Source organism: Acidocella sp. (assembly GCF_050253495.1).
In the GTDB taxonomy this organism is placed as follows: domain Bacteria; phylum Pseudomonadota; class Alphaproteobacteria; order Acetobacterales; family Acetobacteraceae; genus Acidocella.
On sequence record NZ_JBFWIX010000001.1, the window covers coordinates 52,541 to 77,208 of the forward strand.

General features: G+C 65.3%; 21 protein-coding genes. 14 read left to right on the top strand and 7 right to left on the bottom strand.

The window, feature by feature from the left end:
• Positions 1-146 precede the first annotated feature (146 nt).
• Positions 147-1,574 carry an aldehyde dehydrogenase family protein gene (locus tag AB7D48_RS00250; RefSeq protein ID WP_427975013.1) on the top strand — a complete coding sequence of 476 codons (1,428 nt, stop codon included), beginning with the start codon at positions 147-149 and terminating at the stop codon, positions 1,572-1,574.
• Between the two features lie 100 nt (positions 1,575-1,674).
• On the opposite strand, the gene AB7D48_RS00255 is transcribed toward AB7D48_RS00250, so the two are convergent.
• The 3 genes from AB7D48_RS00255 to AB7D48_RS00265 all read right to left on the bottom strand — a co-directional run bounded on the left by AB7D48_RS00255 (position 1,675) and on the right by AB7D48_RS00265 (position 5,856).
• Positions 1,675-2,928, bottom strand: coding sequence for a CaiB/BaiF CoA transferase family protein (locus AB7D48_RS00255; RefSeq protein WP_427975015.1), 1,254 nt, complete (start codon positions 2,926-2,928; stop codon positions 1,675-1,677).
• Between the two features lie 3 nt (positions 2,929-2,931).
• Positions 2,932-4,245: an MFS transporter gene (locus AB7D48_RS00260; RefSeq protein ID WP_427975018.1), complete on the bottom strand. Its 1,314-nt coding sequence runs from the start codon at positions 4,243-4,245 to the stop codon at positions 2,932-2,934.
• 99 nt (positions 4,246-4,344) lie between these two features.
• Positions 4,345-5,856, bottom strand: coding sequence for a malonyl-CoA decarboxylase (locus AB7D48_RS00265; RefSeq protein WP_427975021.1), 1,512 nt, complete (start codon positions 5,854-5,856; stop codon positions 4,345-4,347).
• A gap of 153 nt (positions 5,857-6,009) precedes the next feature.
• Here AB7D48_RS00265 and AB7D48_RS00270 point away from each other — a divergent pair, with 153 nt between their 5' ends.
• Positions 6,010-6,726: a GntR family transcriptional regulator gene (locus AB7D48_RS00270; protein ID WP_427975023.1), complete on the top strand. Its 717-nt coding sequence runs from the start codon at positions 6,010-6,012 to the stop codon at positions 6,724-6,726.
• Positions 6,727-6,770: 44 nt separating this feature from the next.
• Here the strand turns inward: AB7D48_RS00270 and AB7D48_RS00275 are convergent, their stop codons facing one another.
• The gene (locus AB7D48_RS00275; protein ID WP_427975025.1) at positions 6,771-8,267 is read right to left on the bottom strand and encodes a helicase HerA domain-containing protein; all 1,497 of its coding nucleotides are present in this window, start codon (positions 8,265-8,267) and stop codon (positions 6,771-6,773) included.
• A 190-nt stretch (positions 8,268-8,457) separates the two neighbouring features.
• Here AB7D48_RS00275 and AB7D48_RS00280 point away from each other — a divergent pair, with 190 nt between their 5' ends.
• The 4 genes from AB7D48_RS00280 to AB7D48_RS00295 all read left to right on the top strand — a co-directional run bounded on the left by AB7D48_RS00280 (position 8,458) and on the right by AB7D48_RS00295 (position 14,052).
• Positions 8,458-10,335, top strand: coding sequence for a sigma-54-dependent Fis family transcriptional regulator (locus AB7D48_RS00280; RefSeq protein ID WP_427975027.1), 1,878 nt, complete (start codon positions 8,458-8,460; stop codon positions 10,333-10,335).
• A 126-nt stretch (positions 10,336-10,461) separates the two neighbouring features.
• The gene (locus AB7D48_RS00285; RefSeq protein WP_427975030.1) at positions 10,462-11,538 is read left to right on the top strand and encodes a 2,3-butanediol dehydrogenase; all 1,077 of its coding nucleotides are present in this window, start codon (positions 10,462-10,464) and stop codon (positions 11,536-11,538) included.
• A gap of 29 nt (positions 11,539-11,567) precedes the next feature.
• Positions 11,568-13,385, top strand: a complete 1,818-nt coding sequence (locus AB7D48_RS00290) for a flavin-containing monooxygenase (RefSeq protein WP_427975032.1) — start codon at positions 11,568-11,570, stop codon at positions 13,383-13,385.
• A gap of 106 nt (positions 13,386-13,491) precedes the next feature.
• Positions 13,492-14,052, top strand: a complete 561-nt coding sequence (locus AB7D48_RS00295) for a cytochrome b (RefSeq protein WP_427975035.1) — start codon at positions 13,492-13,494, stop codon at positions 14,050-14,052.
• Positions 14,053-14,056: 4 nt separating this feature from the next.
• On the opposite strand, the gene AB7D48_RS00300 is transcribed toward AB7D48_RS00295, so the two are convergent.
• Positions 14,057-15,085 (bottom strand): zinc-dependent alcohol dehydrogenase, encoded by a 1,029-nt coding sequence (locus AB7D48_RS00300; RefSeq protein WP_427975037.1) that lies wholly within the window; start codon positions 15,083-15,085, stop codon positions 14,057-14,059.
• Between the two features lie 113 nt (positions 15,086-15,198).
• Between AB7D48_RS00300 and AB7D48_RS00305 the strand changes: the two genes are divergently transcribed.
• The 7 genes from AB7D48_RS00305 (at position 15,199) to AB7D48_RS00335 (ending at position 21,654) form a co-directional block, all read left to right on the top strand.
• Positions 15,199-16,194 (top strand): ABC transporter substrate-binding protein, encoded by a 996-nt coding sequence (locus AB7D48_RS00305; RefSeq protein WP_427975039.1) that lies wholly within the window; start codon positions 15,199-15,201, stop codon positions 16,192-16,194.
• On the top strand, positions 16,181-16,999 hold the full coding sequence (locus AB7D48_RS00310) for an ABC transporter permease (RefSeq protein WP_427975042.1): 819 nt from the start codon (positions 16,181-16,183) through the stop codon (positions 16,997-16,999). Before AB7D48_RS00305 ends, AB7D48_RS00310 begins: the two co-directional genes overlap by 14 nt.
• Positions 16,999-17,763: an ABC transporter ATP-binding protein gene (locus AB7D48_RS00315; protein ID WP_427975044.1), complete on the top strand. Its 765-nt coding sequence runs from the start codon at positions 16,999-17,001 to the stop codon at positions 17,761-17,763. Before AB7D48_RS00310 ends, AB7D48_RS00315 begins: the two co-directional genes overlap by 1 nt.
• A gap of 10 nt (positions 17,764-17,773) precedes the next feature.
• A complete protein-coding gene (gene hisD, locus AB7D48_RS00320; protein WP_427975047.1) occupies positions 17,774-19,096 on the top strand; it encodes a histidinol dehydrogenase in 1,323 nt (440 codons plus the stop codon).
• A complete protein-coding gene (locus AB7D48_RS00325; protein WP_427975050.1) occupies positions 19,093-19,848 on the top strand; it encodes an SDR family NAD(P)-dependent oxidoreductase in 756 nt (251 codons plus the stop codon). The genes hisD and AB7D48_RS00325 overlap by 4 nt, the downstream gene beginning before the upstream one ends.
• Positions 19,835-21,121: a hypothetical protein gene (locus AB7D48_RS00330; RefSeq protein WP_427975052.1), complete on the top strand. Its 1,287-nt coding sequence runs from the start codon at positions 19,835-19,837 to the stop codon at positions 21,119-21,121. Before AB7D48_RS00325 ends, AB7D48_RS00330 begins: the two co-directional genes overlap by 14 nt.
• 68 nt (positions 21,122-21,189) lie before the next feature.
• On the top strand, positions 21,190-21,654 hold the full coding sequence (locus tag AB7D48_RS00335; protein WP_427975054.1) for a CBS domain-containing protein: 465 nt from the start codon (positions 21,190-21,192) through the stop codon (positions 21,652-21,654).
• A 117-nt stretch (positions 21,655-21,771) separates the two neighbouring features.
• On the opposite strand, the gene AB7D48_RS00340 is transcribed toward AB7D48_RS00335, so the two are convergent.
• Together AB7D48_RS00340 and AB7D48_RS00345 are read right to left on the bottom strand one after the other, a co-directional pair.
• Positions 21,772-21,963, bottom strand: coding sequence for a YqaE/Pmp3 family membrane protein (locus AB7D48_RS00340; protein ID WP_427975057.1), 192 nt, complete (start codon positions 21,961-21,963; stop codon positions 21,772-21,774).
• 106 nt (positions 21,964-22,069) lie between these two features.
• Complete coding sequence (locus AB7D48_RS00345; RefSeq protein ID WP_427975059.1) at positions 22,070-23,563, bottom strand: CoA-acylating methylmalonate-semialdehyde dehydrogenase; 1,494 nt, start codon at positions 23,561-23,563, stop codon at positions 22,070-22,072.
• 216 nt (positions 23,564-23,779) lie between these two features.
• On the opposite strand from AB7D48_RS00345, the gene AB7D48_RS00350 reads away from it, so the two are divergent.
• The gene (locus tag AB7D48_RS00350; protein ID WP_427975061.1) at positions 23,780-24,634 is read left to right on the top strand and encodes a MurR/RpiR family transcriptional regulator; all 855 of its coding nucleotides are present in this window, start codon (positions 23,780-23,782) and stop codon (positions 24,632-24,634) included.
• The last annotated feature ends 34 nt before the right edge of the window (positions 24,635-24,668 follow it).

Consider the following 24,668-nt stretch of genomic DNA (forward strand, 5'->3'; position numbering starts at 1 on the left):
CAACCCTCGCCCCATGCGCCGGAGGGGCATTGACAGCCTCCCTCACGGTGCCGCATCCACATGGAAAACACCCCGCCGGACAGATCCTCCGGCATGCGCGACACCGTGGCGCATCCCATCATCAACCTCTTTCGTGGAGCAGCACGATGAGCCATCATCTGAAGTTTTATATCGACGGCGCTTGGGTCGACCCCATCACGCCCAAAGCGCTCGACGTGATCGACCCCTCGACCGAAGAGCCCTTCACGCGGATCAGCATCGGCACGGCGGAAGATGTGAACAAGGCCGTGGCCGCCGCGCGTGCCGCCTTTGAGAGCTTCTCCCGCACCTCCCCGGCGGAACGGCTGGGCTTGCTGGAAGCCGTGCTGGCCGAATATGACAAGCGCTATGAGGACATCGCCCAGGCCTGCAGCCAGGAAATGGGCGCGCCGCTCGGCTTCGCGCGGGATGCCCAGGCCTGGATCGGCCAGGCGCATCTGCGCGAGATCGTCCGTGTGATGAAGAGCTATAAATTCTCCTGGATGGAGAACGACATGCAGATCGTGAAGGAACCGATCGGCGTGGTGGGCATGATCACGCCCTGGAACTGGCCGCTGAACCAGATCACCTGCAAGGTTGGCCCGGCCCTGGCGGCGGGCTGCACCATGGTGCTGAAACCTTCCGAGATCGCGCCCATCACCGGCATCATCTTCGCCGAGGTCATGCACGCAGCGGGCGTGCCCAAGGGCGTGTTCAACATGGTGAATGGCGAGGGCGCCACGGTGGGCGCCGCCCTGTCCGCCCATCCGGAGGTGGACATGATGAGCTTCACCGGCTCCACCCGGGCGGGCATATTGGTGGCCAAGGCCGCCGCCGACACGGTGAAGCGCGTGCACCAGGAACTGGGCGGCAAATCCCCCAATATCCTGCTGCCGGAGGCCGATTTCGCCCGCCGCGTGCCCGAGGGCGTGGCCCACATGTTCGGCAATAGCGGCCAGAGCTGCAATGCCCCCTCACGCATGCTGGTGCCGCGCGAGCGCCACGCGGACGTGGTGGAACTCGCCCGCGCCGCCGCCGGGAATTTCACGGTCGGCGATCCGCGCAGCGAAAACTCCAATCTCGGCCCGGTGGTGAGCAAGCTGCAATTCGACAAGATCCAGGATCTCATCCAGTCCGGCATCGATGAAGGGGCCGAGCTGGTGGCGGGCGGCACCGGCCTGCCGGAAGGTCTCTCCCGCGGTTATTATGTGCGCCCCACCGTGTTCGCCAACGTGACCCCGGACATGCGCATCGCCAAGGAAGAAATCTTCGGCCCCGTGCTCTCCATCATGCCCTATGATTCGCTGGAAGGCGCGATCCAGGAGGCGAACAACACGGTCTATGGCCTGGCCGCCTATATCCAGTCCGAGGATGTGGCCAAGGCCCGGCAAGTGGCCAGCCGCATGCGCGCCGGCACGGTCTATATCAATGCCCCGCCGACCAACATCTCCGCCCCCTTCGGCGGCTTCAAGCAGTCCGGCAACGGGCGTGAATGGTCTCACTGGGGGCTGGACGATTTCCTGGAGATCAAGGGCGTCGTGGGTTACGGCGCGTAATCCAGCCGGGTCCGGGCCTTTTCGAAAAGGCCCGGACCCCAAGACATTTATAATTATAAATAGCTCCGGGTGCCTTCAAGGCAGCGCCTGGAGCCGCCTCTTATATCACCCCCGCATCCCGCAACCGCGCCACTTCCTCGGGGGGCAGGTCCAGCCAGTCCCCCAACACATCCCCCGTATGCTGCCCCAAGGCCGGCGGGGCGATGCGGTAGCTCGGCGGTGTCCGGGACAGCCTGACCGGGTTGGCGACCAGCTTCATCGGCACGCCGTCAATGCCGGTCATCTCGAAAACCGTGCCCCGCGCCCGCACATGCGGGTCGGCGAACACATCCGACAGGCGGTTGATCGGCCCATAGCCGATCTTGTTCGCCTCCAGCTCCTTCACCCACCAGGAGGTCGGATGCTGCTTGAAAAGCGGCGCCAGCGCCTGTGTCAGCGCCTCACGATTGCCCACACGCGCCGCATTGGTGGCGAAACGCGGATCGGCGGCCAAGTCCGGCATGCCGAACGCACCGCAGAAACGCTGAAAGGTCGGATCATTGCCGACGGTGATCATCACCGCCCCATCCTCGGTCTCGAACACCTGATAAGGCGCGATATTCGGATGCTGGTTGCCCAAACGCGGCGGGTTCTGCCCGGTGGCCAGATAATTCATGCCCTGATTGGCCAGCCAGGCGACACTGGCATCCAGCATGCCGATATCCACCTGCTGCCCCTCGCCCGTATGCTCCTTGTGGCGCAGGGCGGCCAGAATGCCGATGCAGGCATAAAGCCCGGCGAACAGGTCCGCCACCGGCACGCCGACTTTCTGGGGCAGCCCGTCCGGCTCCCCGGTGAGGCTCATGACCCCGCCCATCGCCTGCACCACGCTGTCATAGCCAGGGCGCGGGGCGTAAGGGCCGGTCTGGCCGAATCCGGTGATGGAGCAATAGATCAGCCCCGGGAATTTTTCCCGCAACTGCTCATAGCCCAACCCGTACCTGGCCAGCGCGCCGACCTTGAAATTCTCCACCAGAACATCGCACTTGGCGATGAGCGCCAGCGCCAGCTCCTGCCCTTCCGGGGTGGAAATATCGAGCGTCACCGAGCGTTTATTGCGGTTGGTGCCGGAGAAGTAAGCCCCCTGGCTGGTGCCGGGCATCAATGGCGGCGTGAAGGCGCGCGTATCGTCTCCCGCGCCGGGACGCTCGATCTTCACCACATCCGCGCCGAGATCGGCCAGCATCTGCACGCAGGTGGGACCAGCCAGCACGCGCGTGAGGTCGAACACCTTCAACCCGGTGAGGCAGCCCGGCGCGAACGCGCCGGGGGTTTCAACAGGGTGGATATCGTTGGGGTCCGTGTTCTTCAACATAATTTACTCCGGCAATGTCTCGCCGCGGGTCTCGCGGCCGAAGGGAATGATCAGCAACCCAATGGCGAAGGCCACCGCGGTCCAGGCGATCGGCGTGCCGATGGTGCCCATGTGCGCCACCGCCGCGCCAAGGATGAAATTGACCCCCGCCCCGGCGATGCGCCCGATGGAAGTGCAGAACGCAAAGGCGCTGGCGCGGATCTCCGTGGGGAACAGCTCAGGCAGCCACAGGCTGAACATCGCGAAATTCGCCCCGCCCACACCCAGGAAGAACAAGGCCACCATGAAGACCGGCAAGGCATGGCCGGTGGGCAGGTAGAAGGCCCAGCCGAACGCCGCCAGAATGGAGACGAACATGATCGCAAAATACAGCGCCAGCGTCTTACGCCGGCCAATGGACTCGGCGATCATCGGCAGGGCCAGGCAGCCCAATATCGTGCCGATGGAAAGCAGCGCCGTGGCGTAGGAAGCCGTATGAATGGCCTGCGGCAGCGCCATGCCCTGCTTGAGAGCCAACTGGATGATCGCCGTCGGCTCGTAAACCGCCCCGGCCCACAACCCGATGATGGCGACCGTGAGCAGCAAGGACATGACGATGGTCTGCCCCCGGTAAGGCGCCGCGAAAATACGGCGCAGCGGATGCGCGTCACCCGTGAGGTGCTTGCGCTCCCATTTCTTGGTCTCCTTCACGCCGCTCATGATCAGGAAGGCGACAATCACGGGCGCCAGCCCGCACAGGAACATCACCCGCCAGCCGAAATGCACCCCGATGGTGTAATTGAGCGCCGCGGCCACGAAGAAACCGACATAATAACCGGTCTGCAGATAGCCCGCCCCCATCTTGCGCCGGTCCTCGGGCCAGCTTTCCGCGACATAGGTGCCCGCCAGCGCCCATTCACCGCCAACACCCACACCGGCGATGAAGCGGAAGATCGCCAGCTCCCAGATGTTCTGCGAGAAGGCCGCCAGGCCGGTGAACACGGCATAGAGCAAAATGGTGCCCGCCAGCGTGTTCTTGCGCCCGAACCGGTCGGCAACCGGCCCCCAGATGAAGGAGACACCCCAGCCCACCAGAAACACGGCGAACAGGATCGAGCCGTAAAACCCGATATTGGCCGGCACGGCGGCAATGCCAGCGCGCGGCAGCAGCTCCTTCAAGGCCGGGGCCAGCACCAGCGCATAGATGAAACTGTCCATGCCATCCAGCATCCAGCCGAACCAGGCCCCCCAGAAGCCCACGATCTGCTGACGGTTGAGCGGCGTGCGCCGCGCCGGGCTAGCGGCCGCGCCGCTCCCGGTTTGGGTTATTGTTTTCATGTCCGTTCCTCATTTATGATTGTCTCGGTCAGTCTTGGTCGTTTTGAATTGAAGGCCCGCCCGGGCGGCGCGCGAAACGGGGCGCCAGCCCCGCGCGCCTTAACGGGTTACATAGCGGCGCAGCAGATTGGGCCGCGCGGGCGGCACGGATGGCGTCAGCAGCGCCTCCACCGCATCGGCGCGGACCGCCTCGCGGTCACGCGTGAAGATTTCGTGGTTCGCCTCGATCAGCGCCGGATCGTAGAGATAATTCACCATGATGCCGTAGGATTCCCCAATCCCGGCCTTGTTGGCGTTGGCCATCCAGTTGATCCGTTCCAGCCGGGCGCCATTGCCCAGATGAAAACGCGCCACCGGGTCGATCCGGAATTTCAGCCGCGTGGACTGGGTGAGATAAATGGCCGCGAGCCGCAGCAAGGCAGGCCGCAGCGCCTCGCGCAGCTTCGCCATTTTGGTCCATGACTCCACGCTCAGCAGCGCCGCCAGCGCGGTTTCGATCTCCGCGACCCCGCCTTCCGGCTCGGGCGGCAGACCGGCGGCTTCCAGCAGCGCCGCGCGCTCGGCCGTGCTCAGAAGCGGATCCGGCAAATCCTTCGCCGCCAGCCGCGCCGTCAGCCAGCTCCGCAAGCCCGGCACGGGCGACAGCGTGGCGAAACGCTTCAAACCCGGCAATTCCGCGCGCAGTTCCTCCACCACCTGCTTGATCAGGAAATTGCCGAAGGAGATGCCGCGCAACCCGTCCTGGCAATTTGAGATGGAATAGAAAATCGCGCTATCCGCCTTGCTGGCATGGGCGATCTGGCTGGCCTCGTCCGTGTCGCGTTCCAGCAGGTTCTGCACGGACCCGGCCAGGCCGGACACCAACGCCACCTCCACGAAGATCAGCGGCTCATCCGGCAGGGCCGGATGGAAGAAGGCAAAACAACGCCGGTCCGCCGCCAGACGCCGGCGCAGGTCATCCCAACCCTGGATTTCATGCACCGCCTCGTAGGCGATCAGTTTTTCGAGGATGGCGGCGGAAGTCTGCCAATCGATCCGGCGCAACTCGAGAAACCCGCGGTTGAACCAGGACGCAAACAGATGGCGCATATCCGCGTCGAGCAGCTTCAGAACCGGATCCGCCTTCAGCAACCCGTTCAGCTCGCGCCGCAGCGCCACCAGCAAGGCGGTGCCGCCTTGGGCCATGTTGATGCGCCGCAGCACCTCCTGGCGCGGCGGCTCGCTGGCGCGGGCCAGAGCGGCGGCGGTTTCAGGCCCGCGCGCGGCCAGATAATCCCGCGCCGCGGCGGCCAGACCATCCTCGTCGGGGTTAAAATCCTCCGCCAGGAACAGATAATAATCCCGCCGCTCCTCCGGCGTCAGGGCTTTCAGCGCCAATAACAGCTCACGCGAGACCGCCGCGCCGGAGGCCTCGCCCCGTTCGGACAACAAGGATCTGGTGAGCTGGCGGGCACGCTCCAGCCCGGTGACATCGCTGGCGGGAATCGGCGCGAAACCACGCCCGCGCTCGGCGATGGAGGACCAAAGCCGTTCCAGCCAGTTGCGTCCGCGCGGACGCAACGTGATCTCCAGAGTCGGTTCCTCTTTGCCCTGTAAGGCTTGTTTCGGCATGACATTCCCCCGGGACAGCGTTAGGTATACAATAATTATTCAATCCCGCTTCTAAATATATTTGCAACCTCAAAAAACGTCAATCTGAATATTTTTATCCCCGGGCGACAACCTTACCTTGCACCGCCCCCCGGCGCTGTGAGACAAAGCCTCATGAGCCGATCCCCCTCAAACGCAGAGACCGTGATCCGCATGCCATCCGCCGAGATGGGACGTGAGGCGGGTGAGACACTCGCCAGCCGGATCCGCACCAGCCTCGCCGACGCCATCACCAGCGGCCGCATCGCCCCAGGCTCGGAAATCGACGAACAGGAGCTGGCGCAGCGTTTCGGCGCTTCACGCACGCCGGTGCGCGAGGCTCTGCGCGAGCTGGCCTCCACCGGGCTAGTGATCATCGAGCCCCGGCGCGGCGCGCGCGTGGTGGAAATGACCGTCGAGCGCATCGGCGAATTATTCGAGCTGATGGCGGAGATCGAGGCCATTTGCGTGCGCTTCGCCACAAACCGGATCAACGCCCGGGAACGCGCGGCCCTGGCCCATGTTCACGCGGCGGCGCTGAAGGCCGTGCAGGCGGAGGATCTGGACGGCTATGACAGGCTGAACCAGGAATTTCACGCCATGATCTACAGCGCCACCCGCAACCAGGAGATCCAGAGCCATGCGCTGGCCCTGCGCCAGCGCGGCGCGCCCTTCCGTCGGGCGCAGTTCAGGGGGATGGAACGGCTACGCGCCTCCTGGACCGAGCATGACGCCATTCTGCAAAGCCTCTTCGCCGGCGATGGCGACCATGCCGCCCGGCTGATGCGCGCGCATATGCTCAAGGCCGGCACCGTCTATGCCGATTATGCGCATGAGCAAGGCATCGCCTGAGCAAGGCATCGCCGCGCCGCGCGAGGATGCCGGCGCGGCTTAGCTCACCCTTCCAGCGCGCCATCTCCCTCCGGGCTGCCCGCCGCCGTGGCCCAGGCCAGCTCCACCAGGGTCACGATACGCCGCCCCGCCCCGTCCTGCTGACAGACGATCAGCCCCTGCTCCTCCATGTAGGTGAGCAGGCGCCGCGCCCGGCCCATCGAGCGCGTGCCATAGGCGCGGGCAATGGCGGAATCCGGCGGGCAAGGCGCGCCTTCCTTCGCGGCGCGGGCGATCATCATATAGATCCCCTGCATATCCTCCGGCAGCACCGCCGCACGAGTGGCAACATCCCGCCATATGTCGTTTTCGGCCATGTCGGCGGTAATGCCCGCGCGCGCGCGGGTGAGCATGCGGCGAAACGCCGCCAGCTCCGGCACGCCATTGCCCATGCCCTCGATCCGGCAGCGGACCAGAAAATCCTGATACAGCACGCCGACCGCGCGGAACCCGGCCTCCGGATCGGCGAGGATGGCGGCAAGGATCCTGTCCAGCTTGGCGCGCCGCTCGGCGAGCCGTTCGGGGCTGGGCGGTTCCGATGCCTCTTCCGGCGCGTCCTCCACCGCCGGAGCGGCGGCCATGAGCTGGCTGATCAAATCCGGCGGCGGCGGCGGTGGCGCCCGGCGGGCCGGACGGGGCGCATCGGGCGGCGGCGCGGCCAGAATCACCGCCTGCGCATCCTCCAGCGCCATGCCCGGCAAGGGCATCAGCCGGGGCGGGGCGGTGCGCGGCGCCGTCCGCGTGACGCCGATGCGAACCCCCAGAGGGCGGCGGGACAAAGCCGGGCCGAGCGCCATGAAATGGCCACGCTCCAGATCGCGGAAGGCCTCGGCTTGGCGGCGCTCCATGCCGAGCAGCTCGGCGGCGCGCATCATGTCGATATCCAGAAACGTGCGGCCCATCAGGAAGTTGGAAGCCTCCGCCGCCACGTTCTTGGCGAGCTTGGCCAGGCGCTGGGTGGCGATGACCCCCGCCAGGCCGCGCTTGCGCCCACGGCACATCAGATTGGTCATCGCCCCCAGGGAGAGCTTGCGGGCTTCGTCCGGCACCTCGCCCCCGGCGGCGGGGGCGAAAAGCTGCGCCTCGTCCACCACCACCAGCACCGGATACCAATGGTCGCGCGGCACCTCGAACATCCCGCCCAAAAACGCCGCCGCGCGGCGCATCTGGTGCTCGGCATCCAGCCCTTCGAGATTCAGCACGGTGGAAACACGGTGAATACGCGCGCGCTCCCCCGCCAGTTGCAGCCCCTGCTCGCCATGCGCCTCGGCATCGATGACGAGATGGCCGAACGGCTCGGCCAGGGTGACGAAATCGCCCTCGGGGTCGATGATGGTCTGCTGCACCCAGGGGGCACTTTGCTCCAGCAGGCGGCGCAGCAGATGGGATTTACCCGAGCCGGAATTACCCTGCACCAGCAGGCGCGTGGCCAGCAGCTCCTCCAGATCCATCGCCACCGGGCCACCGCCCGTGCCCTGCCCCATCTCGATCGCAACCGTCATGCCCGACTCCGAGCCCCCTTTCGCCGGGTGGGCTTATCAACCCAATCCCGGCGCGTCGAGCGCCGCGCGCCATGCGCGCGCCAAGGCTGGAAAAGCTTGCAATCCACCGGCCAGGAAGCCAGATTTCAAACAAAACCATAAAGCCGCCGCGTGTCGCCCCGGTGCCGCGCGCACGGCAAGGGGAAACGCTATGAGCACGATCGAGCATGTGCGTGAAATCGAAACCGCCTGGCGCGGCGGCGTCTCGGGGCGGGATTCTTATGTCGTCCAATCCTGGCGGCGCTGCCTGGATGAACATCATCTCGACCCGACGGTGAATTGCGAGGCGGTGATCTTGCCCGAGGGGCGGCTGAAGGAACATCGCCAGCAGGCGGAGGAGCTGATCTCCATCGCCCGTTCCGGGCTGGAACGGCTCTACGGCCATATTTCCGGGCAGAACTACGTGCTGCTGCTGACCAACCGACATGGCATCGCCGTGGAATATTTCGGCGATCAGCGTCAGGCGCGGGATCTGCGCAAGGCGGGGCTTTATCTGGGCGCGGACTGGGCCGAGGCACGGGCGGGCACCTGCGCCGTGGGGGCCTGCATCGCCGCTGGCGAGGCGCTGACCATCCACCAGACCGACCATTTCGACATGACGCACACCCCGCTCTCCTGCACCGCCGCGCCGATCTACGACACGGGCGGCGCGCTGTGCGCCGTGCTGGACATCTCACTGCTCTCCTCCCCGCGGGAGAAGATCAGCCAGACCCTGGCACGCCATCTCGTCACCGCCACGGCCCGGCGGATCGAACTTGCCAACCTCATGGCCCAGACCCGCCGGCAATGGGTGCTGCGCTTCGCGCCCGCGCCCGAATTTTTGGATGTGGACCCGGAAGGCGCCATCGCCATCGACCATGCGGGGCGGATCGCGGGCATGACCAACGCCGCCGCGCGCATGCTGGCCCAGGCAACGGGGCAAGCAACGGGGCGGGATTGGCGGCGGCCCGAGGCGCTGTTGGGCAAGCCCGTTTCGCATTTCCTGGATCTGGAGGTGGACGGGCTGCCCGGCCTCACACGCGGGCGCCCGGCGCAGGAACGCGTGCTGCGGACACGGAACGGGCAGACACTCTTCGCCCATGCCATCGAACCACCGGCGCGCCCGCGCGCCCGCGCCGCCAGCCTGCCCACCGCGCTACCCACGGCGCTGCGCGAACTAGGCGGCCAGACGCCGGAGATAAACCGGCTGCTGGACAAAGCCGCGCGCCTGGCCCGCACCCACCTGCCTCTCTGCATCCATGGCGAAACCGGCACCGGCAAGGAATTCATGGCCCAGGCGCTGCACCAGACCAGCGGGCTGAAAGGCCCGTTCGTCGCGGTGAATTGCGCCGCCATCCCCGAAAGCCTGGCCGAAGCGGAGTTGTTCGGCCATGCGCCGGGCGCCTTTACCGGCGCCGCGCTGAAGGGCCGCAAGGGGCTGATCGAAGCGGCGGATGGCGGCACCTTGTTCCTGGACGAAATCGGGGACATGCCGCTCGCCCTGCAAACCCGGCTGTTGCGCGTGCTGGCCGAGCAGGAGGTGCAGCCTCTGGGCGCCACCCAGCCCCGCCGGGTACGGGTGCGCATCATCTCCGCCTCGCACCGCGACCTCGGCGCGCTGGCGGCGGAAGGGCGGTTCCGGGAGGATCTTTATTACCGGCTGCACGCCGCCACCCTCAGCCTGCCCCCCTTGCGCGCGCGGGCGGATTTCGGCTGGCTGGTGGAAAAATTGCTGGCCCGGCACGCCCCATCCGGCCAGAGCCTGAACCAGGCGGCCTGGGCGGCGCTGCGGGCGCATCATTGGCCTGGCAATATCAGGGAGCTGGATCATTGCCTCGCCACCGCCTCGGCCTTGTGCGAGGGCGATGAGATCGGCCCCGAAGACCTGCCGGAGACATTGGGCGGCGGCCCCATAAACGAAGCCGCGCGGCTGCGCGCCGCCCTGGCCGATTGCGGCGGCAATGTTTCCGCCCTGGCGCGTCAGTTGGGGGTGGATCGCACCACCATCCATCGCCGCATGCGCCGGATGCAAGTGAACCGCCACAGGTAAACGCCACAGGCCCCGCCACATCGTGGCGGGCACGCATGCATGGTTTTGTGCTTTTTCAATGAGTTGATTTTGGCACGCCGGTTGCTCATCCGTTTCTTGCAACGACAAAAGCAAGGAGGAAACAGCTTGCGAGCCCTACGATTCCATGCCGCGCGCGATTTGCGCGTGGAAGATATTTCCGCCCCGCCCGGCAACCCGCCCCCCGGCCAGGTGCTGGTGCGCAACCGCTTCGCCGGCATTTGCGGCACCGACCTGCATGAATATGCCTATGGTCCGATCTTCATTCCCACCACCCCGCACCCCTATACGGGCGCGCATGGGCCGCAAATTCTGGGCCATGAATTCGGCGGGGTGGTGGAGGCCATCGGCGCGGGTGTCACCAACGTCAAACCCGGCGACCGCGTCTCCATCCAACCGCTGATCATGCCCCGCTCGGGGGATTATTTCGCCGAACGCGGATTGTTTCATCTCAGCCCCCAACTGGCCCTGGTGGGGTTGAGCTGGGCCTGGGGCGGCATGGCCGAGGCCGCCACGGTCCATGACTATAACGTCCAGAAAATCCCCGACAGCCTCAGCGACGAGGAAGCCGCCCTGGTGGAGCCCACCGCCGTCGCGGTTTATTCCTGCGACCGCGGCGGGGTCAGCGCCGGCCACTCCGTGCTGGTGACGGGTGCCGGGCCCATCGGGCTGCTGACCTTGCTGGCCGCGCGCGCCGCCGGGGCCGGACCGCTCTTTCTCTCGGACTTGAACGATGCGCGCCTAGCCTACGCCAAGGCCATCGTGCCGGAGCTGACCACCCTCAACCCCAAGCGCGACAATGTGGGCGAGGCGGTGCGCGCCGCGACGGAAGGCGGCGTGGGTTGCGACGTGGCGCTGGAATGCGTGGGCAATGAACATGCGCTGAAAGCCTGCCTGGATGCGGTGCGCAAGCAGGGCGTGGTGGTGCAGACTGGGTTGCACCCGCACGAAAACCCGCTGGACTGGTTCCAGGTGACGTTCAAGGATGTCGATCTGCGCGGCGCCTGGGCCTACCCGACCCATTACTGGCCGCGCGTCATCCGGCTCATCGCCTCCGGCGCGCTGCCCGCCGCCAAGGCCGTCACCGCGCGGATCAAATTGCAGGATGCGGTCAGCCAGGGTTTCGAGGCGCTGCTCGACCCCTCCGGCAAGCATCTGAAAATCCTCATCGATTTGAATGGCTGAGACAAACCCAAGAAAAACTGGAAACGAACATGAACGACATGACGATCGAAACCAGCGCCGCCGCGCCGCGTGAGGCCGTGGAATCCTGGCTGAGCGCCTTCAACGCCGCCCTGGCGGAATATGACGTGGACACCGCCGCGCGGCTCTTCGCCACCACCAGCTTCTGGCGCGACCTGACCGCCTTCACCTGGAACATCAAGACGGTGGAAAATCCGGATGGGGTGCGCGACATGCTGCGCGAGACATTGCCGCATCTGGGCCGCGTGGCCTTCCGCCTGGCCGAGGACCCCAGCCAAAATGGCGATGTCACGGAAGCCTGGCTGAGCCTTGAAACCGGTGTCGGCCGGGGGGAAGCCTATCTGCGGCTGCGCGACGGCGCGGCCTGGACGCTGCTGACCACCCTCACCGAACTGAAGGGCTTCGAGGAACCCTCCGGCTTGCGCCGCCCGATGGGCGCGGAGCACGGCATTTCCAAGACCCGCAAGAGCTGGGCGGAAAAACGCGAGGAGGAAACCCGCGCGCTCGGCCATGAGACACAGCCTTATGTGCTCGTCATCGGCGGCGGCCAGGGGGGCATCGCGCTTGGCGCGCGGCTGCGCCAGCTCGGCGTGCCGCATATCGTGATCGACAAGCATGACCGCCCGGGCGACCAATGGCGCAAGCGCTATAAATCCCTCTGCCTGCACGACCCCGTCTGGTACGACCATCTGCCCTATATCGATTTCCCCAAGAACTGGCCGGTATTTTCACCCAAAGACAAAGTCGGGGACTGGCTCGAATTCTACACCAAGGTGATGGAAATCAATTACTGGCCCAAAACCGTGGCCAAGCACGCCACATTCGACGAGGCCAGCAAGACATGGCGCGTGACGGTGACGCGCGATGGCCAGGAGATCGAACTGCGCCCCACCCAGCTCGTGCTGGCCACCGGCATGTCGGGCAAGCCGAACATTCCCAGCTTCAAGGGCATGGAGCGCTTCAAGGGCGAGCAGCAGCACAGCTCCCAGCATCCCGGACCAGATGCCTATGCGGGCAAGAAGGTGGTGGTGATCGGCGCCAACAACTCAGCCCACGACATCTGCGCCGCCTTGTGGGAGGTGGAGGCGGACGTGACGATGGTACAGCGCTCCAGCACCCATATCGTGCGTTCCGATTCCTTGATGGAGGAAGCCCTAGGCGGGCTTTATTCCGAGCAGGCGCTCGCCAACGGCGTCACCACCCGCAAGGCGGACATGATTTTCGCCTCCATCCCCTACAAGATCATGCATGAATTCCACATTCCGGTTTACGAGAAGATCCAGGCGCGCGACGCCGCCTTCTATGCCGCCTTGCGCGAGGCCGGCTTCATGCTGGATTTCGGCGATGACGGCTCTGGCCTGTTCATGAAATATCTGCGCCGCGGCTCAGGCTATTACATCGATGTCGGCGCCTGCGAGCTGGTGATCAATGGCGGCATCAAGCTGAAGAGCGGCGTGGGGGTCGAGGAACTCACCGAAACCGGCGTGAAATTCACCGACGGCACGGAGCTTCCCGCCGACCTCATCGTCTACGCCACCGGCTATGGCTCGATGAATGGCTGGGCGGCGGATCTCATCAGCCAGGACGTGGCGGACAAGGTCGGCAAGGTCTGGGGGCTGGGCTCCGCCACCACCAAGGATCCCGGTCCGTGGGAAGGTGAGGAGCGCAATATGTGGAAACCGACCCAGCAGGAAAATCTCTGGTTCCATGGCGGCAATCTGCATCAGTCCCGCCATTATTCGCTCTATCTGGCGCTGCAACTGAAAGCCCGGATGGAAGGGCTGGCGACCCCGGTCTATGGCCTGCAAAACGTCCATCATCTGAAATGATCCAGAGCCGGGCTCCATGCCTCCCCTGGGCCGGAGCCCGGCGCGCGGCTTTGCCGCATGGGGAAAAATCCCTTATAGCTCACGCGCAACTTCTTTCCGGCAGAAGATGGATCCGCAAGCTTCCCCCCGCTCCTCCGCCTTGCCCACCCACCATGACCGCCTCACCATCGCCCTGCATTGGCTGACCGCGCTGCTGGTGGCCGTGCAATTCCTGCTCGCCGAGCTATGGGGCTTCTTTCCCCGCCCCACGCATCATCTGATGGTCTCGGCGCATATGTCCTTTGGCCTGCTCCTCACCGCCCTGTTCGCCCTGCGCCTGGCCTGGCGGCTCCGCCCGGGCCATACAAGCTTCGATGACGGCGCCGGGCTGTTCGCCCGCGCCGCGCGGGGCATGCATCATCTGCTCTACCTGCTGCTGGGGGCGGAGATCGTGCTCGGCTTTCTCACACGCTGGACGGACAATCACCCGCTCGTTTTTTTCGGGCTGCTGATCCCCTCGCCCTTCGGCACCTTTTCCAAGACGGCGGGCTATGTCACCGACCAGATTCACGACATCGCCGCCTGGACCATCATCGTGCTGGCCGGCGCGCACGCGGCGGCGGCCCTTCTGCATCATTACATCCTGAAAGACGGCGTGCTGCGGCGGATGCTGCCAGGGCGCAGCTGACCGGCTACGGGCGCGCCAGCGTCTTCAACGCCAGCACTTCCCCCGCCAGCAGCGCCTGATAGGTCGCGGGCAGATCCTCCAACGCCACCCCCGCCGCCACCAAGCGGGACAAAGCGGGCGCATTCGCCGCCGCCAGGGCCGCCGCGCGCGGCAATTCATCGGCGAATGCGTGGCTGCCGAGCAACGTGATCTCACGCTCCACCAGCAGATTGGCATCCAGGCTCACCGGGCCATGAAAAATCCCCACCAGGGCAACGCGCCCGCCCGGGGCCATCAACCCGGCCAGGGCGGTGAGCACGGCACCACTGCCCGTGGCCTCCAGCGCGTGGCCCAGACGCTCCCCCGCCAGCACCGCCGCGTCGAGCGGCACAATGCGCGCGCCGGTCACCTGCGCCACCAGCGAGGCGCGGGCCGCGTTCCGGTCGGCCACCAGCAGCGGCCCGTCATGCAGGCGGCTCGCGGCAAAGGCGGCCAGCCCGCCAATGGCGCCGCACCCCGCCACCAGCAAGGGCGCGCCCTTGGGAAGGGTCAGCCGCGCCAGCCCGTGCAAGGCCACGGCCAGCGGCTCGGCAAGGGCCGCCACCTCCGGCGGCGTGCCCGCCGGAACAGCCAGCAGCTGGTGCGCCGGCAGCACGACCTCCTCGGCGAACCCGCCCTCGCAAACCTCTCCCACGAAGCCGATATGCGCGCATAAATTATAAGCACCATCGCGGCATTGCGGACATTCCCCGCACCAGACCCGGGAATCCGCCACCACCAGCGTACCCGGCGACAGCGCGGCACCCGGCCCCGCCTCCACCACCACACCCGAGAACTCATGCCCCGGCGTCGCGGGCACGCGGGAAATCCACTGCCCTGTCCTGAAATTATGCAAGTCCGACCCGCAGATGCCCGCCGCCTTTACCGCCACCCGCACATGGCCGGGCGGGGGCGCGCCCGGCGCGTCAATCTCTTCAAACCGAATATCCGCCACACCGTGGAGCCGTACCGCCTTCATGCCCGCGACGATAAAAAAGGCACTCTCGACGGTCAAGCAAATTGTATATGCAAATAATGCGAAATGTATATACAAACGCATTGACCAAACTTCCCGCCCCTGCTGTTATCGCGGGCATCCGACCGCGGGACGGTCCAAGACGGAGATTCATGATGCTGAAGAAGAGGCTGCTGCTTTCCCTGGCTCTCGGAGCCGCTCTGCTGGGCACGACATTCGCCCGCGCGCAACCCATTCCCGCCACGCCCGAACCCGGCACGGTGAAGATCGCCCTGGAGCCCTGGCTTGGCTATGGTCAATGGTATGTGGCGCAGAAGGAAGGCTTCTTCGCCAAGGAAGGGCTGAAGGATGTGAAGATCATCTCCTTCCAGGAAGACAAGGATCTGAACGCGGCGATGGCCGGCGGGCAGGTCAGCGTGGCCTGCGTCTCCACCAATACCGCCATGGCCATGGTCGCCGCGGGGCTGCCGGTGAAGGCCGTGCTGCTGATGGATTTCTCCAACACCGCCGATGCGATCCTGGCGCCGGATTCCATCACCAGCATCGCCCAGCTCAAGGGCAAGAAAATCGCCTATGAGGAAGGCTCCACCAGCGACGTTCTGCTGCATTACGCGCTGGCCAAGGCGGGAATTCCATTCTCGGACATCACCAAGGTGCCCATGCCCGCCGCCGACGCGGGCAGCGCGCTCATCGCCGGGCGGGTGCCGGTGGCCGTGACCTACGAGCCCTATATTTCCGCCGCTCTCGCCTCCGGCAAGGGGTATCACCGGCTCTTCACGGCCGGGGTGAATCCCGGCCTGATCTCGGATGTGCTGATCGTGCCGGATTCGATGATCAAGAAGGATCCCGGCCAGGTCGAGGCGCTGATCCGCTCCTGGCAGGACGCGATCACCTATTACAACACCCATGTAAAGGAAGGCCGCACCATTATCGCCCAGGCGGTTGGCTCGGATCTCGCCAGCCTCAACACGGCGTTCGACGGCGTGACCTATTACACCGTGCCCGCGGCCCGCGCGGCCTTCAATGGCAGCTTCAAGGATAAAACCTTCGGCGACGTGCTGAAAGCCGCTCAGGCGGCCGGCATCGTCAACGGCACCGTCACCCCCGCTCAGGTTCTGGACGCCCGCTTCCTCGATGCCGCAAAATAAATTCAGCGCCGCGCGCCGTGCCCTCTTCACCACCGGGGGCACGATCGGGCGGCGGAGTTTCCTCACCATTTCCGGTGGGGTATTCCTGCTCCTGTTCCTCATCTGGTGGGCCGTCACCGCCAGCGGGCTGGTGCCCGCCTTGTTCCTGCCGGCCCCCGGCGCGGTCTGGGGCAAGCTCGCCGCCCTCTCCGCCGCCGGCACGCTCTGGGGGGATGTGGGCATTTCCACCTACCGCATCGTTGCCGGGTTTCTCATCGCCTCGGTCATGGCCGTGCCCATCGGCGTGCTCATCGGTTCCTACCGCTTCTGGGAGGCCGCGCTCGAACCGCTGGCGGATTTCATCCGCTACATGCCCGTCGTCGCGTTTCTGCCGCTGACCATCCTCTGGACCGGCACCGGCGACATCCAGAAATTCCTGATCATCTGGATCGGCACCTTTTTCCAGCAGATCCTGATGGTGATGGACAACGTCAAGCGCGTCCCGCGCGATTTCATCGGGCTGGGCCGCACGCTGGGTCTTTCGGAATTCCAGTTGCAGATGAAAATCGTCGTGCCCTCCGCTCTGCCCGGCATCTGGGACACGCTGCGCATCACCTTCGGCTGGGCCTGGACCTGGCTGGTGGTGGCCGAGCTGGTGGCGGCCAATTCCGGCCTTGGCTATCGAATCACCGTCTCCCAGCGTTATTTCCAGACGGATGTGACCATCGGCTATATCCTCATTCTCGGCGTGCTGGGGCTGATTTCCGACCAGATCATGAAGGCGCTGGAACGCGTGCTCTTCCCCTACGCGAAAGGCCACCGCTGATGGCGGCGAAGCTTGAAATCAAACATCTTGGCAAACGCTTCGCCCGCAACGAGGCGCTGCGCGATGTCAACCTCGCCCTGGCGGAGAATGAATTCGTCTCGCTCGTCGGCGTGTCGGGCTGCGGCAAAAGCACGCTGCTTTCCATTGTCGCCGGATTGCTGGATTACGAGGCGGGGGACATCCTCATCGACGGCGCGCCGATGGAAGGCCCAGGGCTGGACAGGGGCGTGGTCTTCCAGTCCTACACGCTGCTGCCCTGGCTCAGCGCGCGCGGCAATGTGGAATTCGCGCTGAAGGCGGCGGGGCATAAGGGCAAGGCGGTGCGCGAGATCGCCGAGGAGCATTTGGCGCTGGTGCGACTGTCCAAATTCATGGATGCCTACCCGCATGAGCTGTCCGGCGGCATGAAACAGCGCGTGGCCATCGCCCGCGCCTTGTCCTACCGGCCGAAAGTGCTGCTGATGGACGAACCCTTCGGCGCGCTGGACGCGATGACCCGCCATGAGATGCAAACCCTGCTGACCGGCGTATGGGAAAAGCACAGGCTCACCGTTTTGTTCGTGACACACGATGTGGAGGAAGCGGTCTATCTCTCCGACCGCATCGTGGCGATGACCATCGGCCCTGGCCGCATCAAGACCGAATTCAAGGTGGATCTGCCCCGCCCGCGCCCGGCGGGCATCACCACCAGCCCCGAATTCATCGCTCTGCAAAGCCAGGTTCTGGCGACCATCCGCGAAGACCTGCACCCAGATGAAGACTGAGAGACAGACCATGAGCCAACCCATCAGCTTTCACGATCTGCGTCATGACGACGCGATTCCACCCGCGCTGCTGCGCCGCACGGAGACCGATCTGTCCGCCATCACCGAACAGGTGAAGCCGATCATCGAGGCCGTGCGCCAGGAGGGCGATGCCGCCTTGCTGCGTTTCGCCCATGATTTCGACAAGGTGCGCGCACAGGACATGTCCCTGCGCGCCACGCCAGAAGAGTTCGAGGCGGCATTCGCCGATTTCGACCCGGCGATGATCGAGACGCTGAGCTTCGCCATCGACAATATCCGCCGCTTTCACGAGGCGCAGAAGCCCGAAGAGATGTGGATGAAGGAGATCCGCCCCGGTGTATGGACGGGCGACCGGATGCTGCCGATCGACTCCGTGGCCTGCTACGTGCCGCGCGGCAAGGGCGCCTTCCCCAGCGTGGTGAACATGACCTGCATCCCCGCCATGGTGGCGGGCGTGAAGCGCGTGGTGATCATCACCCCGCCTGGGCCGGACGGCAAAGTGGATGCCGGCACCTTGGTCGCCGCGAAACTGATCGGCATCACCGAGATCTATAAATGCGGCGGCTCCCAGGGTGTCGCGGCCGTGGCTTACGGCACCCAGACCGTGCCGAAATGCATCAAGATCGTCGGCCCCGGCAGCCCTTATGTGGTGGCGGCCAAGAGGTTGCTGGCACAGGCGATCGACACGGGCACGCCGGCCGGCCCCTCGGAAGCCATCATCCTGACCGATGACAGCGTCAATGGCGCGCTGGCGGCACTGGATCTCATCATCGAATCCGAACATGGGCCGGACAGTTCCGCCTATCTGGTCACCAACAGCGAGCGCGTTGCGAAAGAGGCGATGGAGGCCCTGCCCCGCTATTGGGCGCAGATGGAGCCACAGCGCGCCGAATTCTCGCAAACCGTGCTGGGCGGCGCCCATGGCGGCGTGGTGCTGACCAAGGATGAAGCCGCCGCCGTCGCCTTCGTGAACGCCTATGCGCCCGAGCATCTGGAGATTCTCACCAAGGAGCCGCATGCCACGCTGGGGCGCGTGACGAATGCGGGGGAAATCCTGCTTGGTGTCCATACACCGGTGACATTGGCCAATTACTTGCTCGGCCCCAACGCCGTGCTGCCCACCAACGGCATGGCGCGCACCTCCTCTCCGCTTTGCGTGTTCGATTTCATGAAGCGCGCCTCCATCGCGCATGTCACGGGGGCCGCTTATCCCGCCCTGGCGCCGCACGCAGAACGCTTCGCCACCTATGAAGGGTTCAACGGCCATGCCCGCGCGGTCTCGGCGCTGCGCGCGAAACTGCTGACGGAATGAGCCATTTTTCCCTGCACGGCCGCAAGGCGCTGATCACCGGCGCCACGCGCGGTATCGGCCGGGCGCTGGCCTTGGCCCTGGCCGAAGATGGCGCCGAGGTTTTTTGCGCCGGGCGGGACGAAGCCGCCCTGGATCGGCTCGCCCAAGGGCTGCGCGCCACCGGGCACAAGGCGCACACCCTGCGGCTGGACGTGTCCGCGCCCGCGCGAATCGCCGAAGGATTTGAAATCCTCAAGTCCATGACCTCGACATTGGACATTCTGGTGAACAATGCCGGGGTGGAGGATGTGCGCCCCTCCCTCGATGTCGACGAGGCATTATGGGACAAGATCCTCGACACCAACCTGAAGGGCGCCTTTTTCTGCGCGCAGAATGCCGCGCGGATGATGGGCAAGGGCGCGGCGATTTTGAATCTTTGTTCCCTCACCTCGGAAGTCGGCGTGCCGACCGCCGCCCCTTATGGTGCCTCGAAATCCGGCATGCTGGGCATTACCCGCGCGCTGGCGGCGGAATGGGCGCCGCGCGGCATCCGCGTGAACGGCATCGGCCCCGGCTATTTCCGTACCGCGATGACGGAGGTGTTTTACGAAAACGAAGCCTGGGCGCGGGCAATGCTGGAAAAGATTCCCCTGGCCCGCTTTGGCGAGCTGGAAGATCTCGCGGGTGCCGCGGTCTTCCTGTGCTCCCCCGCCGCCGCTTACATCACCGGGCAGGTGCTTTATATCGACGGCGGCTATCTTGCCAGCATCTGAAAGCCGCACGGCCCGTCTGCGCGCCCTGGCGGCGCAAGGGCGGATGGAAGACGCCCAGGCAGGCATCGCCGCCTTGCTGAAGGATCGGTTCGGGCTGGTGGCGCGGCAGGTGCGGATCAATGACGATCAGTACAGCCTGAACTCCCTCAACGGCTTCTTCTTGGCGGAAGATGGGGAATTCTTCTTCAAGTTCCACCAGGAGGACGGCGAGGATGAGATGGCGGGCGAATATTACCGTGCCCAGCTTCTAAGCCATGCGGGCCTGCCGGTGGACCAGCCCGTGCATGTCTCGCGCGAGCCAGGCGCACAGATCCTCGTCTATCCCCGCCGCCGGGATCCCCGCTTCGCCGACACGCTGGCGGCGCTGGACATGGCGGACGACACCGTGGAACATCGGCGTGCCCTGGCCGCCGAACAGGCGCTGAATGAAAAGCTGCTGGCGGTTGCACGCGCAACGCTGCACCCCATCGCGCCGGGCGACGCGGCGGCGGAGCCCATCCATCAGCTTTTCCATAACCGGCTGACGCCTGGCGGGCGGTATGAACTGTTCTATCCCGGCCAGAAAGTCGTTCTGCCCGGGCTGACCCTGCCGTGGGAAGAATTCGCCTCATTGCGCTTCGTCGTCAATGGCGCGGCATACCGGGAGCCCCTGTCCAGCCTGTTCAACCGCGCGCGGGCGCGCCTGGCCCCCTCCAATCTGGCCGATGCGGGCGGCATCACCGCTCACGGCGATGCGCATAACGCCAATGTGTGGGACAGCGCCCAGGGTTTGACCTTTTACGACCCCGCTTTCGCCGGCACCAACATCCCCTCCTTGCTGGCGGAGGTGAAATCCACCTTCCACAATATCTGCGCGCACCCTTTCTGGCTGTACGAGCCCGATCAAACGGCCCGTCTCCACCGCGCCACCGCCCGGCGCGAGGGAGATTGCCTGTTCATCGACACGGACTGGGCCCCCACCGCCATCCGCCAGGATCTGATGGAGATAAAGCTGCGAAGCTTCTGGGCCCCCTGGCTGGCCACGCTGGCGGCACGCGACATGCTTCCGGCGGACTGGCGGGAAGTGATCCGCCTTGCCTTGTTCCTCTGCCCCACTCTGGTGATGAATCTGCGCGCCGGGGCGGGGCGGCATAACCCCGTCTCCTCGGCCATCGGCTTTGCCGTGGCGGTGATGGCGGGCAGCGAGGCCGTGGACCAGCCGGCCGAAATCGACCTGACCGCGCGTTTGATCGCGCCCTTGACGGCCCAATTGCTGCATCGCAGCAATTTTTGATCCAGATCATCGCGTCGCCGGAACCGGCGGGTGCAAGCAGGCCCTGTCATTTCCCAAGGAGAGAGGCGATGATCACCGCCAATATAATGACCGACGCCGTGACGGTCGCGCCCGGCGCCAGCTTGGCCGAGGCGGCGCGGGTCATGCTCGCGCGCAACGCGGGCAGCCTGCAAGTTGTCGACGAGGCCGGCCAGTTGCTCGGCATTCTGACGGAGAGCGACCTGCTGCGCCAGGCCGCGCTGGAAAGCCATGACGGGCAGCATGTCTGCTGGCTGAAGGCCTTCCTGGCCGCGGCACCGCTCGTCGTGGATTACAGCCCCGCCCATGGCCGCAAGGTCAGCGATGTGATGACGCTCAACCCCACTTCGCTCGGGCCGGAGGACACGCTGGCCGAGGCCGCCAAAACCATGCGCCGCCTGAATGTCAAACGCCTGCCGGTGGTGGATGAAGGCACGCTGGTGGGGTTGCTCAGCATCGGCGACCTGCTGGCCGCCCTGACCAATGGCCATCCCGCCCCGCAAGCCTTGGCGTGATCCCACCCGCGGGCCCGGCCCAAAAGCTTCAGCGCCTGGGCGGCGTCCGGTCAGATCAAGTCACCCGTTGAAACACCGGGACGCGCCCCCCGCGAGCCGGCCCCAACGGCAACGGCGCTAGCCGCCGCGCATGGCTTTTTCGATCTTCTGGTCCGTCTTGTACTGGCTCAGCGCATAGACGGACCAGATGGCCGCCGGAATCCAGCCGATCAGCGTGATCTGCAGGATCAGGCAGAAAAAGCCCGCGAAGGGCCTGCCAATGGTGAAGAATTGCAGCCAGGGCAGCAACAGGGCGAGAAGCAGGCGCATCATTCCTCCAGAAACATGTTCTGTCCTCCTCGCAAATTTAGCCCCGAAAAGAAAGGGGCGGCGCATGGCACGCCGCCCCCTGGTTTCAAAACCGGAAAGACCGCCTTTACTTCATTGTCGGCATGGCGAATTCCGCGCCCTTGCGGATGCCGGTCGGCCAGCGGGACGTAATGGTCTTGATCCGGGTATAGAAGCGCACGCCCTCGCGCCCATGAATGGCATGGTCTCCGAAGATGGAACGCTTCCAGCCGCCGAAGGAATGGAACGCCATCGGCACCGGAATGGGCACGTTCACCCCCACCATGCCGGCCAGCACGCCGTTGGTGAAGGCACGGGCGGTATCGCCGTCGGATGTATAGATGACCGCGCCATTGCCGAACTCATGCTTGTTCACCAGTTCCAGCGCCGCATCGAAGCTGTTCTGGCGCACCACGCTCAGCACCGGCCCGAAAATCTCTTCCTTGTAGATGCTCATCTCCGGCGTGACATTGTCGAACAAGGTCGGGCCGGTGAAATACCCGCTCTCATTGCCCTGCAACGTCAAGCCGCGCCCATCCAGCACCAGCTTGGCACCTTCTGCCTCGCCCTTGGCGATATAGCCTTCCACCTTCGCCTTGTGCTGCTCGGTCACCAGCGGGCCCATCTCGGCTTCCTTGTCCGTGCCCGGCCCGATCTTGAGGGCGCGCGCGCGCGCGGCGATGCGTTCGATCAGCGGTTCGGCGATCGGCCCGATGGGCACGGCGACGGACACCGCCATGCAGCGCTCGCCAGCCGAGCCGTAAGCCGCGCCCATCAGCGCATCCACCGCCTGGTCGAGATTCGCATCGGGCATGATCACCAGATGGTTCTTCGCCCCGCCCAGCGCCTGCACGCGCTTGCCGGCCTTTGTGCCGGTGGAATAGACATATTCGGCGATCGGCGTGGAACCGACGAAGCTGATGGCGGCAATGCGCTTGTCATGCAGCAATTGCTCCACCACATCCTTGTCGCCGTTCACGACATTGAACACGCCATCCGGCAGCCCGGCCTGCTTCAAAAGCTCGGCCATGCGCAAGGCGGCGGACGGCACTTTTTCCGACACTTTCAGCACAAAGCTGTTGCCGCAGGCGATGGCCACCGGGAACATCCACAACGGCACCATGGCGGGAAAGTTGAACGGCGTGATGCCCGCGCACACCCCCAGAGCCTGGCGCACGCTATAGCTGTCGATATTGGTGCCGACATTCTCGGTGAACTCGCCTTTCAGCAGTTCCGGAATCCCACAGGCGAATTCCACGACCTCCAGCCCGCGCGTCACCTCGCCCTTGGCATCGGAGACCACCTTGCCATGCTCGGAAGAAATCAGCTCCGCCAGCTCATCCGCATGGTCCTCGAGCAAATCCTTGAACTTGAACATCACCCGCGCGCGGCGCAGCGGCGGGGTCGCGGCCCAGGCGGGGTAAGCGGCGGCGGCGGCGGCGATGGCCGCATTCACCTCGTCCGCGGTGGCCACGGCCACCTGCTTGCTCTGCGTTCCGGTGGCGGGGTTGAACACGGGCAGGCTGCGCGGGCCAGAGCCCGAAACAGGTTTGCCGTTGATATAGTGACCAAGCGTTTCCATTGCGGCTTTCCAATCCTCTCAGGCCATGATGGGCGGCGCGGCGGCCAGAAACAGCCGCCGCCAGACATTGTTTTTGACAGATGAATGAAACAACAATTCCATTTTTTCCGCAATACCGGAACTCATATTCTGTTTTTAATTCATATTCCTCTAGTTCATTCCAAAAATAGAAATTTCATTCTAGATTTATCGCCCTGCTTGAGGTAACTTGCCTTCATGTCCTCCGCTGGTCTTTCCCCGTCCGCGCCGCCACGCAGCTTCGCCGCGTTGCGCGAGATGCTCATCGAGCGCCAGGCGGCCTTGCCCAAGCGCTTGGCCCAGGTGGCGAAATTCATGCTCGACCGGCCGGATGAAGCGGCCCTGGGCACGGTGGCGGAACTGGCCGGCGCCGCCGGTGTGCAGCCCTCGGCCTTGGTGCGCTTCGCCCAGACGCTTGGCTATTCCGGTTTTTCGGACCTGCAGCAGGTGCTGCGCGCGCGCCTGCGCGAACGCTGGCCGGATTATCAGGAGCGGCTATCCAAGGTGAAGGACGAAACCGGGCAGGGGGCCGATTCCGCCCCGGTGCTGACAAGGCTCGTGGAAACCTCCGCGCAATCGCTGTCCCGCCTGTCCGGCAGCATCGACCCCACCGCGTTCGGCCGCGCCGTGAGCGTGCTGGCCCGCGCGCGGATGATCTATCTGCTGGGCCAGCGCCGGGTGTTTCCCGCCGCCGCGTACCTGTCCTACATGCTCGGCAATCTGGGCATGCCGCATATGCTGCTGGACAATGTCGGCGGCATGATCGACGTGCAGGCTGGCGGCATCGGCCCGCAGGACGCGCTTCTGGCCATCACCTTCACCCCCTATACCCCCGCGACCGTGAAAATCGCGGCTCAGGCCGCCGCGCGCGGCGTTCCGCTGGTCGCCATCACCGATTCCGCCTTCTCGCCCGTCGCCGGCCTCTCCCAGGCTTGGCTGGAAGTCGTGGAGGCGGATCTCGGCGCTTTTCGCACCCTCTCCGCGACCATGGCCCTGGCCATGGCGCTGGCCATCGCCAGCGCGGAACGGCGCCTGAGCCTCGCCTCCTCGTGAGGCTGGGGCCATCACGAAAAATTCATCCCGCGCC